This is a genomic window from Vibrio sp. L3-7 (assembly GCF_963898195.1).
Lineage (GTDB): Bacteria > Pseudomonadota > Gammaproteobacteria > Enterobacterales > Vibrionaceae > Vibrio > Vibrio echinoideorum.
In genome coordinates, this window is sequence record NZ_CAWQUW010000012.1 from 127,652 (window position 1) to 141,281 (window position 13,630).

Below are 13,630 nucleotides of genomic sequence, written 5' to 3' on the forward strand. Positions count from 1 at the left end.
AAAATGTGATATCATGCGGCAAAATTTTTTCACTGTATTTGTCATATGAAATTTCCTGGACAGCGTAAATCTAAGCACTACTTTCCAACTCACGCCCGTGATCCGTTGGTCAACCAAATTCAACAAACACCCAAGCTTCACCGCGCAACAATTGTCGGTGTGGGTCAAACTATTGTTGATATCGAAGCCCGTGTTGACAACGCGTTCCTTGAAAAATACGAGCTGAGTAAAGGTCACTCACTAGTATTGGAAGAAAGTAAAGCAGATGCGCTGTATGAAGAGTTAGTTGAGCGTGGTTTGATCACGCATCAGTACCCTGGCGATACTATCGGCAATACGCTGCACAACTATTCCGTACTTGCAGACAGTAAATCTGTCCTGCTTGGCGTTATGTCTAAGAAAATTGAAGTTGGCTCATTTGGTTACCGTTACCTATGCCGCACCTCTTCTCGTATGAACTTAAACCACCTACAAACTGTTGATGGTCCTATTGGTCGTTGTTACACGCTCATTACCGAAGATGGTGAACGTACGTTTGCAATCAACGAAGGACACATGAACCAACTGCTTCCTGAAAGCATTCCTGAACAGATTTTCGAAAAAGCGTCTGCATTGGTCGTGTCTTCATACCTAATGCGTGGTAAGCCTGAAGATCCAATGCCAAAAGCCGTACAAAAAGCGATTGAATACGCGAAAGCGCACAATGTCCCTGTTGTACTGACGCTTGGTACTAAGTACGTGATCGAAGGTAACGCAGAATGGTGGCAAGAATACCTTAAAGAAAACGTCACTATCGTTGCAATGAACGAAGACGAAGGTGAAGCCTTAACCGGTGAAAAAGATCCTTTGCTAGCGGCGAACAAAGCGCTTGAGTGGGTTGACCTAGTTCTCTGCACTGCAGGTCCTGTCGGCTTATACATGGCAGGCTACACAGACGAGCCAGCGAAACGCGAAACAACACTACCGTTATTACCGGGTAACATTCCTGAATTTAACAAATACGAATTCAGCCGTGCGATGCGTAAGCAAGACTGTAAAGACCCAGTAAAAGTGTACTCTCACATCGGCCCTTACTTGGGTGGCCCACTTGAGATTAAAAACACAAACGGCGCTGGTGATGGCGCGCTTTCGGCACTTCTACATGACATGGCAGCGAACAGTTACCATCACGTGAACGTACCGAATTCAGAGAAACACGAGCACGCGTGCTTAACGTACTCGTCACTGTCTCAAATTTGTAAGTACGCAAACCGCGTAAGCTACGAAGTATTGACTCAGCACTCTCCTCGCCTTTCTCGTGCACTACCAGAACGCGAAGATAGCTTAGAAGAAACATACTGGGATCGTTAATCTAACCCGAATTAATTAGCTGGCTAACAAATTAGCGGTTAACAAATTAGCGGTTAACAAATTGGCAGTTAACAAGTTGGCGGTTAACAAGTTAGATTGAATAACCTAAGCAAGATTATCGATTCCTCGAAAGGGCTGCTATATGCAGCCCTTTTTGTATTAAGGGTCAATGTAAACACCATTGAAGGTAATCAAATCGAATATCTTGCTCATTGAAGATTTGATCTCGCGCAATGACTCTTTAGATCTGTTATCTTCCAGCACATAATTCGTGTGGTTTGCCTTTACTTGGTAAATTTATACAGTACTATCGCCACGCAAACGTTTACGTACCACCTTTAGGTTCTGATATAAGGATCAAATATGCTGTCTGATATCGATATTTGTCGCTCAACTCCCCTTAAAAACATCAGTGAGGTTGCTGAACAAGCAGGCCTACAACATGACGAACACCAACCATTAGGGCAATACAAGTCTAAAGTGTCCTTAACATCACTGGATCGCCTAACTAGCTTGCAAGATGGTAAATTAGTTGTCGTGACCGCGATTACCCCAACTCCCCTAGGTGAAGGAAAAACCGTCACCACCATAGGTTTGGCACAAGGGCTCGCTGAGATCAACAAGTCAGTAATGGCCTGTATTCGTCAGCCTTCGATGGGGCCAGTTTTTGGTGTTAAAGGTGGCGCAGCCGGTGGTGGTTACTCTCAAGTCGCCCCTATGGAACAATTAAACTTGCACCTCACCGGTGATATTCATGCTGTAACAGCCGCTCACAACCTTGCCTCTGCCGCTATCGACGCTCGTTTGTATCACGAGCAGCGTGAAGGATTGCAAGCCTTTGAAACACGCTCTGGCTTAAAATCATTAGACATCGATCCAAGCAGAATCGTGTGGCGCCGTGTACTTGACCACAATGACCGCGCACTACGCATGATCACCGTTGGCAAAAACGAAGCTGGTAAAACAATAAATGGCTTTGAGCGCGAAGACGGGTTTGATATCGCTGCAGCCTCAGAGTTGATGGCAATTCTTGCACTTGCTGATGACCTTCAAGATTTACGCAAACGTATTGGTCGTGTCGTACTCGCGTATAACCACCAAGGCTTGCCATTAACCGCAGATGACTTCAACGTTGCAGGCGCGATGACAGTAACAATGAAAGACTCGATTGAGCCAACATTGATGCAAACCCTTGAAGGCGTGCCGACACTCATTCACGCGGGACCATTCGCGAATATAGCCCACGGAAACTCTTCAATTATTGCCGACAAGATAGCGTTGAAGTTGAGTGACTTTGTAGTGACCGAAGGTGGCTTCGGCTCTGACATGGGGTTTGAGAAAGCTTGTAACATCAAAGTGAAAGCATCAAACAAAAAACCTGACTGCGCAGTCGTTGTAGCTACATTACGCGGATTAAAGGCAAACTCTGGTTTGTACGATTTAAGACCAGGCACTCCGTTACCGGATTCGATTTTTAATGATGACCAAGACGCCCTGACTGCTGGCTTCGAAAACCTTAAATGGCATATCAACAACGTTAAGCAATACCAAGTGCCAACGGTAGTAGCGATTAACCAATTTCCACAAGATTCTGCTCAAGAGCTCGACGCATTGAAACAGATGGTCATCGAATTCGACCCAAGCGTTCGCGTTGAAGTAAGTGAAGCGTTTAGCAAAGGTGGTGAAGGTGCGATTAAGCTCGCCCACGCAGTGGTTAATGCTTGTCAACACACCTGTGAATTCAAGCCTTTGTACCATTCGGAACAAAGCTTGGAAGAAAAGTTGATGGCGGTGGCTGAAGTTGGGTATGGAGCGTCGAGTATTTCGTTATCACCTCTTGCGAAACAACAACTCAAAGAGTTCAACAAGCATGGTTACGGTGGCCTATCCGTATGTTTGGCCAAAACACCATTATCTATCTCTACCGAAGCTCATATAAAAGGCGCACCGACTCAATTTGATGTACCAGTTAGAGAACTAAAGCTTTGTGCAGGTGCGGGCTTTATTTATGCTTTGTGTGGCAACGTAATGACAATGCCCGGCCTACCCGATAAACCGGCGTTCATGTCGTTAGACATTGATAATAATGGCAATATTATCGGATTAAGCTAGGTAAAGTTAACGTAATACCTTTTGTTCAACGAAATTATTAACCACAACTGAACTAAGTGTACTTAAACGAGCAATGATTCCATAACGACATTACTGCTCGTTTCGCAACTCCAATTGCAAAAAGTTGCACTAAAACCGTAATAATATGCAGATCTTGTTTTAAGTTCTGGGTAAAGATCACATTAAAAACCCTATAAAATATATAGTATTGCGCTGATTCTTTGAGGACAGTGATGAATACGAGTATAAAAAAACTAATCAGCCAATTTCTATGCACCATATTTGCCCTAGGATTAGTCCCTGCCCTCTACATCAACTCTGAATTTGACCGGGTCGAAGCCCAACACACGTTAAATATTAAGCAATCCAGCCAAAATCAAATTGAATACAGCTTTCATGAGCTCGCAATAATTGTTGAGCAAATCTCCAACTCCGTGCCTTCTATTGCAAATTCTCAAACACTACTGCGTGCGATCGAAGAACCTTCGATTGTTCATAAAGAAGCGCTAGAAGATCTATGGGTGATGTTAGCGCGTGGACAACAATATTATTCTCAACTTCGCTACCTCGACTTAGAAGGTATTGAGGTTTACCGCATTAACTACAACAACAATAACGCGACGATAGTTCCAGTTAATAAGCTTCAAGATAAGTCGGCTCGTAGTTACTTTAAAACGCTTCAACAATTAAAAATTGGAGACGTAAGCTCCAACGGTATCGATTTAGAGATTGAAAATGGTGAGGTTGTCCATCCTTTGATGCCAGCCCTAAGGATAATGACACCCGTCGCATCAGAAGATCGTATTATTGGCTACTTTATCGCTAACCTGAATATGCTCGAGGTCTACGACCGTCTTCTTTATCAAATCGGTACGTCATCAGCCGTCCCTGTTATTCTTAACAGGACCGGACATGTCATCATGGGTCCGGATATCGAAGAATCGTTTGGGCATCTTATTGAATCTCGTTCAGATAAAACCTACGCGAAGCTTTACCCGGAACTTTGGAAAGCCATTCAAGAAAATACCTCTTCTAGCTACTTTGATGGTAAAAACTGGTATTTCCACTCAGATATCAGCCCTAAAATAAAGCAATTTGAAGGACCAATTTATTTGGTTCTTCATGTTGAAAACCAACTGTTCAGCAGCCAGTACCTACAAGAAAAACAAGCTATATTCGTGCAGGTCATCACCTTATCTTTCCTAATTTCTATGATCTCTGCTGGTTTTGTTTTGTGGAACAGTAACCATAAAAAGAACAGCATAGATAGCCAACTGGCCAAAGCAGCAATGAACGGTATGTCTGCACTGGTCATTACCGACAGAAATAACCGAATCATTAAAGTTAACCAAGAATTTACTCGAGTCAGTGGCTATGAACTGGAAGAAGTAAAAGGTCGCCAACCATCGATGTTTGCCTCTGGGCGCTATAATCAGGAGTTCTACATCAAGATGTGGAGCGTAATCCAGAAGAAAGGCATGTGGGAAGGCGAAGTGATAAATCGTCGCAAAGACGGTTCATTGATTACCGAAATACTTAGAATTCAAACCATCAAAGACTCGAAAGGCATTATTCAGTTCTATGTCGCGTCATTTGTTGATATCAGCAAACACAAAGAACTTGAGAAAAAACTGAGAAATTTGAGTGAGAAAGATGCGTTAGCAGAGTGTTGGAACCGACGTAAATTCGATCTTGAACTTCGCGATGAGTGTTCTCGTGTCAATCGTTACCCAACTCGAGAACAATCTTGCTTAGCTATCTTAGATATTGATCATTTCAAACGCATTAATGACAGGTTTGGTCACGATTACGGTGACCGTGTCATTCAAACGGTGGCTCAAGTATTACAACGTGAGTGTCGTGAAACCGATTTTGTCGCTCGCATCGGAGGTGAAGAATTTGGTGTAATTCTGCCTCATACCACAACCGAAGAAGCGGAATACGTACTCAATAGGCTGAGAATCGCGGTCAGTATCGAGCTCGATAACGTAGTTACCATAAGCGGTGGAATCACCAACCTGACGAACGACCCTACCCTCAATTACAAATGCGCGGATTTAGCACTATACGAAGCAAAAGCAATAGGTCGAAACAGTGTGTGTTTATTCCTCGACAGCGAAATGAGCGAAATTGCCTAGCAATAGATAGTACTGCCACTTTTATTGGGCACTCGATCAACTTGGAGATGGAGATGGGGATGGGTAAAACTCTAACTTGTTCCCTTCGACCACAAGAATACAATCCATGTTCGCTGCATGCGCGGCTTGCTTGCCAAGGTTGGTATCTTCAAACACAACGCACTGCTTTGGCTGTAAGCCCATTCCAAAACACGCATCAAGAAACGTATCTGGGTTTGGTTTGTGATTTTTGACATCCGTTGCTGTCACTAAAATATCAAGCTTGTTCAGGATATCGGTTTTCTCTAACAACTGTTCGGCACTTTTACGTTGGCTGCCCGTTCCAACCGCAATCTTTTTGCTGCCTAAATGCTCTAACAACAGAGAATGAGTACAAGGGATAATGTCCCCTTTATCTTCAATAGCCGCAAACGACGCCATCTTAAACGTAGAGACAGCTTGCGGATCGAGCGATAAACCGTATTTACTGTTCACCTCACCGGCAATCTTATAGCTCGGCATACCACCTAAACTATGCAGCCAAGACGCCTCGAAATAAAAACCGAATTCATCAGCCGTTTGCTGCCACGCTTTTACATGTGCTGGCATTGTATCGATCAACGTACCATCCATATCAAAGATTAACCCTTCATAAGCCGTTAAATCTATTTTCATCACTACTACCACTCTTTGAGAAAGTTACTGATACCATAACCAATATTCAGTATCATGACCCCATATTACCGTTCAAAATGGATGTTTATGTTACAAATATCTAACTCTGTTTCAATTCAAGACTGGGAAATCCAATTAACTGCGATCAGAGCACAAGGAGCTGGCGGTCAAAACGTCAATAAAGTATCGAGCGCGATACACTTACGTTTTGATATTAACCACTCCACACTACCTGATTTCTATAAAGAAAAACTGTTAGCGCACAAAGATAGCCGCATCACCAAAGATGGCGTAATTATCATTAAAGCTCAACAGTATAGGACTCAGGAACAAAACCGAGACGATGCATTAGTGCGTTTGAAAGAATTGATCTTGGAAGCGACAAAGGTACAAAAAGCGCGTCGAGCAACTAAGCCGACACGCGGTTCTCAAAAAAGGCGTTTAGAAGGCAAGAAGCAAAGAAGCACAACCAAACAACTTCGTGGAAGAGTCAGCTAATCCTTTCATGCGATCCTTGAACGTATCTCCCGTGAAACATCAACTGTAACTTTAACTCTACAAGCACGACCCACCCTTTATAGTCGGTGTGATGCGCAAAACAGATTGAGTCCGAAAGCCTGCTTAATGTTGCTATTGTCGACGAAACCTAACTAATGCTGCTTTTTGACCGACAAGATCAGCTTTATTAAGAGCATCCTTTCTTCGCTGCTTAATAATCGACTGACCGCAGCCACATCTTCGGCTGTCGCTTGAGATGCACCAACAATATCAAGAACAACGTCCAAATCAGTCACTTTTAACGTTCTCGTGATTGAGCGGTACTGCGACATTTTGATATCGGCTTCACCGCGTTCGATACGTTGATACGTTTTCAAACTCATTCCTGCACTCGAAGCTAATTTTTCTTGCGATAAATTGCCTTGCTTCCTGCGCTCAATTAACGCCATCACGATGGGTTCTTGGGACATAAGCTTCTCCTCATTAGACAGTTATGTCCTAAATTCAGCAAGAAGCAGACCATATTGACTCGCCACACTTTACATACGCCACCAACGGCATATTATCCGGCCTATAAAAAACGTTACGTTTCATAAACCTTCACACATAAATCAGTCATGAACGTACAGGCTAATAAACTTGAACATCAAGTGTTAGGAATAAGAAAAATTGCAAATTGCGAATAAGAAACACGTCAAGTTGGAAATTGCGAGTCATTTTAAATTGGCATTTCCTTGCATAAAACAAGCTTTGGAATCAGAGAGTACTCGCAATGAAATAGCAGCAGTACAACATAGGCTACTAACCTATAAAGAAGTGTTGTTACACGGAAACATGCTAGAAGATAAAGAACTTAAGCAAGCTTTTTCGGCGTTGAATCAAAGCGAAAAAGAGGTAGCGCAAGGTGGCATCAAAAGCATCAATGATGCGATAAAAGAGATGGATGAGATTCTAGAAAGGTACAGCCGTAAAGTAATTGTAGAACTAAGCGAGTAAATGACTAAACAACTAAACCTGCAGACATAAAAAAGTCGACGCTATCGTTCGATACAGCGTCGACTTGTTCAAAACATTGAAGTTCTAACGTAACACGGCTTTTCTAAGACCCGCGAACAACATCAGCATACCTAGCAAACCAAATGACACACTGCCACCGCTGCTTGAACCTGATGAACTAGTACCGGCGTAAGCCGTGCGTTTGGCATCAGTAGAAACAAACTTAGCGGTTTCATTTCCAGCAACCACACTATCAATCCAACTCTCATAATTATAGATTTCAGTGAATACTGATGTGACGGTAACGCCCTCAGTAATGTTGCCACCACCACACGTTTCAGGACCAAAACTTGTAATACCTACTTGTTTATAATCAGTACCATCTTTCCAGTAAACAGGCCCACCAGAGTCACCCTGACAAGTACCGCCATATAAGCTAGAGAAAACGCTATAGTCACCAATAAAGCATATTTGATTATCAGTTAGGTTCGAACCTGAAAAAAATGCAGCTGCACATGTCGTGTTATCGACATAGTTTAGCGATGCTTTTTGTAATAAAGTAGTAGCATCGACACCAGATTCAGTATCTCCATGTCCCACAGCCGTAAAAGCCTGTAAAGAACTTCGATAAGTTTCGTCGTCGGGGCGTTTCACAACATCATTAACTGAATCTATATTGAGCGCGCTTTCAAGTTTTAAAATTGCTACGTCATTACGCAACAAATCGTTCAAGCTATTAGAATAATCGCTAGGATAGAACACCTCTGAGACTCGGATTTTTTCAATGCTTCCTTTTGGGAATTGAGAAGTGTCTTGTAGTTGAGGGACTACGACAGTAAATAGCTGAGCGTTTTCATCACCATAAATACAGTGTGCAGCCGTTAAAATATGCGTTGGATCTAAAATTGTCGCTCCGCAGTATGGGCCCGTCGAGTACACGCCATCATAATCAATTCGATCGATGAACAAGCTAGCCATTGAAGGGAATTCCGTTACTGAAGCGTTACTACCATTCACGATATAAGGTGTGACACCCGTGTCAGGAGTACTTTCGGCCGCATTTTCCGTCGCCATAACACTTGATGTATAAATTAATGGCGCTAAAAGCCCCAAAACGGCTTTACGAACCGGACTGATTGTGTGGTTCACATTCATAGATAACTCCTTGTAACCCTTACCACTTATACACAAAATTGATATTTCGCCACCATAGCATGCCATAACCATCAGTATAGTAAGTATTTATAACGAAATGGTCACAGATTTCACTATTTAAGCTGAATGTGAAACCAAGTTGAACGATATCGATACGACTCAGGTAACAAAAAAGCCCATTGTCTAATTTCTCAATCCAGAGAAAAAACAATAGGCTTTCGTTAGGTTTGGTATTTTCTCTTAGGAGAGATTAGCCACGGTAGTAACGTTGAGGTACGAATGGCATTTTTTCTACTGTCATAGGTAATTTCTTACCACGAACTTCAGCGAATAATTCAGTGCCAATTACCGCTAAGTCAGTACGAACATAAGCCATAGAAACGGGCTTACCAGCGTTAGGACCCGCAGTACCGCTTGTTACTACGCCAATCTTGTTATCTTCAGCATCAAACAATTCAGCGCCTTCGCGTACTGGCGCTTTAGTTTGACCAATTAGGCCAACACGCTTGCGTTGAACATCTTTAGTCACAAGTTGCTCAAGAATAATATCAGCGCCAGGGAAACCACCTGCACGTTCGCCGTCAGTACGACGAACTTTTTGAATTCCCCATAGAAGGCTAGCTTCTACTGGTGTTGTCGTTGTGTCTAGGTCATGACCGTATAGACATAGACCACATTCAAGACGAAGTGAGTCACGAGCACCAAGGCCGATCCACTCTACTTCTGCTTCTGATGTTAGTTTACGAGCAAGTGCTTCAGCGTGATCGTTAGGTACTGAAATCTCGTAGCCATCTTCACCTGTGTAGCCACTGCGGCTCACGATGCATTCAACACCATCGATATCCACTTTTTGAACATCCATGAACAGCATGTCTGCAACACTTGGTTGGAAACGAGCTAAAACTTCAGACGCTTTAGGGCCTTGAAGTGCTAATAGAGCGCGATCATCAATCACTTCCATTTCTACGTCAGCTGGAAGGTGCGCAGTTAGGTGGTCGATATCTTGTGTTTTACAAGCCGCGTTTACAACAACAAACAGGTGATCGCCTAGGTTTGCAACCATTAGGTCATCCATAATGCCGCCCTGCTCGTTAGTAAAGAACGCATAGCGCTGCTTACCAGAAGGAAGGTCAATAATATCTACAGGAACCAAAGATTCTAAGACAGCTGCTGCGTTTGCGCCATGAAGACGAAGTTGCCCCATGTGAGAAACATCAAAAAGACCGGCAGCATCACGAGTGTGTAAGTGCTCTTTCTTTACACCTAGTGGATACTGAACTGGCATATCGTAGCCAGCGAAAGGAACCATTTTCGCACCCTCTTCAACGTGAAGTGCATGCAGTGGTGTTGTAAGTAGGTCTTGATTAGCGTGTTCTTGAGTCATTTTCTTCTCCATGAAGCGTTGCAGGCTTTTCAAATCGAGTCTGCCGCTTATATCTCTATTTAGAGTCGCTTCTAACGATAAGTCTCATCATTAGTCACCTCAGCGTATTCGCGTTAGTCACCTTGACGTCTTAACTTTAGAAACAGTAGATAGTAAAAAGTGATGTCTTTTATATAGGCTTATATCGTTAGCTTGATAAATCAGGTTAGCTGTACAAAAGCTCTACAAGTCACTTTCTAAGAATTCACTTCAGTAAACTTCAATCAACATGAGTAAACCGTGTTCACTATAATAAACAAGCATGAGTCAGTTTTACACCCTTAACAATAGTAAAACAGTTCAAAATGTGACATTTAACAATTTAAAAACAATTTTTCGATGCATACAAAAACGCGATATTGATGATTATCACATCAATATCGCGTCTTTTGAACAACGTTAGAAACAAAAGCAAACGGTTGCATTCACTATAAGAAATTCCAACTTTGTTAATTTATTTTGCTGTCACCCACAAAATGAGCGCGTCTTCTGCGCTGGTAGAAATTAGCATATGACCCATATTGGCATCGTAATACATGCTATCACCTTCACTCATTGGCACAGGTTCATAGAATTCTGAGTAGAACATCACATCACCAGAGATGATCATCAAAAACTCTTCACCGTCGTGACGTACCCAATCGTTATACTCTTCAAAAGTACGCGCTCTCACGCGGCTCTTAAACGGCATCATCTTCTTATTAGAAAGCTCTGTTGCAAGCAGTTCATGCTCGTACGTTGGGGTTGGGTGAGGTTTGCCTTGACCAGCCTTAGTTAAGTCACGACGCCCTGTTGCGACCTTTTTCCTTGGCGGCTCAAACAGTTGGGGCATATTTATTTGTAAGCCCATCGCTAGTTTTTGCATAGCCTGAAAGGTTGGCGAGATTTGCTCATTCTCAATTTTGCTGAGCGTAGAGCGAGCCAAACCTGTTCTTTGGCTAGCTTCTTCTAACGTAATCCCAAGCTTGCTCCGTATATCTTTAATACGCTGGCCAAGCCTTAGAGGTTCGATATTCTGATCTAACGTTTCTTTCGCTAACGTTAAAGATGGGTACTCATCATAAATGTCTTCTGACATAGGTCCCTCATTATATTTTTACATCCTGTCTATTCATTTCATTGTTGCATGAAGCGCTTTGTTGATTAAAGAGCACACACAGAAATAAAGCGTGCTCCCCGTAGCAAAACAAGAAAAGTTGTTTCCTATTGGAAATTTTTGTTGAAAATTGATTTTATCGGAGCTATGTTATCGACTTGTTAGATGAAGAGATGCTACTTCAGCTTGCAGCAAATGATAGATTTAACATTTGTAAGAGCTGTTTTTTACCCGAACTTTTTGGGAAACAATTCGTGCTGCATTGACCCTACAACGATCGCTTAGACGCTGTAAGAGTATATTTATAACGCAATTCACGTTTATCTATACCTATATAGCGCAAACGATACCAATGCAGAAATCAACGTAAGACCTAATGGACTATAAAAACAATCACCATTAGCTTAATGAAAGGTCTCGATAATGAACGCTTACCAAAACCATAGCTTAGACAGCTTTTTCTCTACGAACCTATCTGCGACTGACGACGCAGTATTTGCTGGAATCCAAGCAGAGAACACTCGTCAAAACGAACAAATCGAACTTATTGCTTCTGAGAACATTGTTTCTAAAGCAGTAATGCAAGCTCAAGGCACTTGCCTAACCAACAAATACGCAGAAGGTTACCCTGGTCGTCGTTACTACGGTGGCTGTGAGCACGTAGATACCGTTGAAGCTATCGCTATAGAACGCGCAAAGCAACTATTCAAATGTGGCTACGTTAACGTTCAACCTCACTCAGGCGCTCAAGCAAACGGTGCAGTTAAACTTGCTCTGCTTCAACCTGGCGACACTATTTTGGGTATGTCTCTTGACGCTGGTGGTCACCTTACACACGGTGCACGCCCTGCAATGTCTGGTAAATGGTTCAATGCCGTTCAATATGGCGTAGACCGCGATACTCTAGAAATCGATTACGAAGCAGTTCGTGCTTTAGCTATCGAAAGCCAACCTAAAATGATTATTGCTGGTGGTAGTGCTATCCCACGCGTTATTGATTTCGCTAAGTTCCGCGAAATTGCTGACGAAGTTGGCGCTATCCTAATGGTAGATATGGCACACATCGCGGGTCTTATCGCGACAGGTGCTCACCCTAGCCCACTACCACACGCACACGTTGTCACCACAACAACGCACAAGACACTTCGCGGCCCACGCGGCGGCATGATTCTGACTAACCACGAAGACATCAACAAAAAGATTAACTCTGCAGTGTTCCCAGGCCTACAAGGCGGCCCACTAATGCACGTTATCGCAGCGAAAGCAGTCGCGTTTGGCGAAGCTCTTGGCCCAGAATTTAATACTTATATTGATTCAGTGATCGATAACGCAAAAGTTCTCGCTGAAGTGTTGCAAACTCGCGGTTGTGACATTGTGACAGGCGGAACAGACACACACCTAATGCTGGTTGACCTTCGCCCTAAAGGCTTGAAAGGTAACGTAACAGAAGAAGCGTTAGAGCGTGCTGGGATCACATGTAACAAAAATGGCATACCATTCGATACAGAGAAGCCTATGATTACTTCTGGTATCCGTTTAGGCACGCCAGCTGGAACCACTCGTGGTTTTGGCACTGAAGAATTCAAACTTATCGGTGAATGGATCGGCGATGTACTTGATGGCTTAGTTGAAAGCCCTGAAGGCAATGCTGAAGTTGAGCAACGTGTTCGCAAGCAAGTTAAAGAGCTTTGCAAGCGCTTCCCTCTTTACCGTTAAACCGTTTTTAAGATTTAAATTAAAACCTCATAAATTTTTGGAGAATAAGCAATGGACAATACACTAAAGTTTGCAGACAGCCACGAGTGGGTAAAAGACAACGGTGACGGTACTGTAACTATCGGTATTTCTGAGCACGCTCAAGAGCTACTAGGTGACGTTGTGTTTGTTGACCTGCCTGACACTGGAGACGAAATTGAAGCTGGCGAAAGCTTTTCTCTCGTTGAGTCGGTGAAAGCAGCTTCTGATATCTACGCACCAATCTCTGGCGAAATCGTAGAAATCAACGAAGAATTAGAAGATAGCCCAGAGTTAATTAACGAAGAATCTTATGAAGGTGGTTGGATTGTTAAAGTGAAGATGTCTGATGCGTCTGAACTAAACAACCTTAAAGATGCGGAAGAATACCTAAGCTCTGTAGAAGAAGACTAATAGGTAACCTCATTACGATAAAGCTGCTCTTGTGAGCAGCTTAATTTTAGGGGCTAGCTC

Annotated in this window: 12 protein-coding genes; 7 read left to right on the forward strand and 5 right to left on the reverse strand. The window is 43.0% G+C overall.

What is annotated here, in order from left to right; all coding sequences use genetic code 11:
- The first annotated feature begins 45 nt into the window (after positions 1-45).
- The 3 genes from AACW75_RS10565 to AACW75_RS10575 all read left to right on the forward strand — a co-directional run bounded on the left by AACW75_RS10565 (position 46) and on the right by AACW75_RS10575 (position 5,600).
- Entirely contained in the window at positions 46-1,350 is a 1,305-nt protein-coding gene (locus tag AACW75_RS10565) for an inosine/guanosine kinase (protein ID WP_017074365.1), read from the forward strand.
- A gap of 363 nt (positions 1,351-1,713) precedes the next feature.
- A complete protein-coding gene (locus AACW75_RS10570; protein ID WP_145568805.1) occupies positions 1,714-3,462 on the forward strand; it encodes a formate--tetrahydrofolate ligase in 1,749 nt (582 codons plus the stop codon).
- Between the two features lie 233 nt (positions 3,463-3,695).
- Positions 3,696-5,600 carry a sensor domain-containing diguanylate cyclase gene (locus AACW75_RS10575; protein ID WP_237297415.1) on the forward strand — a complete coding sequence of 635 codons (1,905 nt, stop codon included), beginning with the start codon at positions 3,696-3,698 and terminating at the stop codon, positions 5,598-5,600.
- A gap of 36 nt (positions 5,601-5,636) precedes the next feature.
- On the opposite strand, the gene AACW75_RS10580 is transcribed toward AACW75_RS10575, so the two are convergent.
- Positions 5,637-6,254 carry a beta-phosphoglucomutase family hydrolase gene (locus AACW75_RS10580; protein ID WP_145568876.1) on the reverse strand — a complete coding sequence of 206 codons (618 nt, stop codon included), beginning with the start codon at positions 6,252-6,254 and terminating at the stop codon, positions 5,637-5,639.
- An 87-nt stretch (positions 6,255-6,341) separates the two neighbouring features.
- Between AACW75_RS10580 and arfB the strand changes: the two genes are divergently transcribed.
- Complete coding sequence (arfB, locus tag AACW75_RS10585; RefSeq protein WP_102553236.1) at positions 6,342-6,752, forward strand: alternative ribosome rescue aminoacyl-tRNA hydrolase ArfB; 411 nt, start codon at positions 6,342-6,344, stop codon at positions 6,750-6,752.
- A 152-nt stretch (positions 6,753-6,904) separates the two neighbouring features.
- Here the strand turns inward: arfB and AACW75_RS10590 are convergent, their stop codons facing one another.
- Positions 6,905-7,222 carry a helix-turn-helix transcriptional regulator gene (locus AACW75_RS10590; RefSeq protein ID WP_017074370.1) on the reverse strand — a complete coding sequence of 106 codons (318 nt, stop codon included), beginning with the start codon at positions 7,220-7,222 and terminating at the stop codon, positions 6,905-6,907.
- 199 nt (positions 7,223-7,421) lie between these two features.
- Between AACW75_RS10590 and AACW75_RS10595 the strand changes: the two genes are divergently transcribed.
- Complete coding sequence (locus AACW75_RS10595) at positions 7,422-7,748, forward strand: hypothetical protein (protein ID WP_145568800.1); 327 nt, start codon at positions 7,422-7,424, stop codon at positions 7,746-7,748.
- 84 nt (positions 7,749-7,832) lie between these two features.
- Here AACW75_RS10595 and AACW75_RS10600 read toward each other — a convergent pair whose 3' ends face one another.
- From AACW75_RS10600 to AACW75_RS10610, 3 genes are all read right to left on the reverse strand, one after another.
- Positions 7,833-8,903, reverse strand: a complete 1,071-nt coding sequence (locus AACW75_RS10600) for a S1 family peptidase (RefSeq protein ID WP_017074372.1) — start codon at positions 8,901-8,903, stop codon at positions 7,833-7,835.
- Positions 8,904-9,153: 250 nt separating this feature from the next.
- Entirely contained in the window at positions 9,154-10,287 is a 1,134-nt protein-coding gene (gene gcvT, locus AACW75_RS10605) for a glycine cleavage system aminomethyltransferase GcvT (RefSeq protein ID WP_029224962.1), read from the reverse strand.
- A 493-nt stretch (positions 10,288-10,780) separates the two neighbouring features.
- Positions 10,781-11,404 carry a helix-turn-helix domain-containing protein gene (locus tag AACW75_RS10610; RefSeq protein WP_017074374.1) on the reverse strand — a complete coding sequence of 208 codons (624 nt, stop codon included), beginning with the start codon at positions 11,402-11,404 and terminating at the stop codon, positions 10,781-10,783.
- Positions 11,405-11,845: 441 nt separating this feature from the next.
- Here AACW75_RS10610 and AACW75_RS10615 point away from each other — a divergent pair, with 441 nt between their 5' ends.
- Both AACW75_RS10615 and gcvH read left to right on the forward strand, forming a co-directional pair.
- The gene (locus AACW75_RS10615) at positions 11,846-13,138 is read left to right on the forward strand and encodes a serine hydroxymethyltransferase (protein WP_017074375.1); all 1,293 of its coding nucleotides are present in this window, start codon (positions 11,846-11,848) and stop codon (positions 13,136-13,138) included.
- Between the two features lie 51 nt (positions 13,139-13,189).
- The gene (gene gcvH / locus AACW75_RS10620; RefSeq protein ID WP_017074376.1) at positions 13,190-13,570 is read left to right on the forward strand and encodes a glycine cleavage system protein GcvH; all 381 of its coding nucleotides are present in this window, start codon (positions 13,190-13,192) and stop codon (positions 13,568-13,570) included.
- Positions 13,571-13,630 lie beyond the last annotated feature (60 nt).

Excerpts from the sequence above, each read along its gene's own strand:
- AACW75_RS10565 (WP_017074365.1), top strand. The coding sequence starts at position 46 with ATGAAATTTCCTGGACAGCGTAAATCTAAGCACTACTTTCCAACTCAC.
- AACW75_RS10570 (WP_145568805.1), top strand. The coding sequence starts at position 1,714 with ATGCTGTCTGATATCGATATTTGTCGCTCAACTCCCCTTAAAAACATC.
- AACW75_RS10575 (WP_237297415.1), top strand. The coding sequence starts at position 3,696 with ATGAATACGAGTATAAAAAAACTAATCAGCCAATTTCTATGCACCATA.
- AACW75_RS10580 (WP_145568876.1), bottom strand. The coding sequence starts at position 6,254 with ATGAAAATAGATTTAACGGCTTATGAAGGGTTAATCTTTGATATGGAT.
- arfB (WP_102553236.1), top strand. The coding sequence starts at position 6,342 with ATGTTACAAATATCTAACTCTGTTTCAATTCAAGACTGGGAAATCCAA.
- AACW75_RS10590 (WP_017074370.1), bottom strand. The coding sequence starts at position 7,222 with ATGTCCCAAGAACCCATCGTGATGGCGTTAATTGAGCGCAGGAAGCAA.
- AACW75_RS10600 (WP_017074372.1), bottom strand. The coding sequence starts at position 8,903 with ATGAATGTGAACCACACAATCAGTCCGGTTCGTAAAGCCGTTTTGGGG.
- gcvT (WP_029224962.1), bottom strand. The coding sequence starts at position 10,287 with ATGACTCAAGAACACGCTAATCAAGACCTACTTACAACACCACTGCAT.
- AACW75_RS10610 (WP_017074374.1), bottom strand. The coding sequence starts at position 11,404 with ATGTCAGAAGACATTTATGATGAGTACCCATCTTTAACGTTAGCGAAA.
- AACW75_RS10615 (WP_017074375.1), top strand. The coding sequence starts at position 11,846 with ATGAACGCTTACCAAAACCATAGCTTAGACAGCTTTTTCTCTACGAAC.
- gcvH (WP_017074376.1), top strand. The coding sequence starts at position 13,190 with ATGGACAATACACTAAAGTTTGCAGACAGCCACGAGTGGGTAAAAGAC.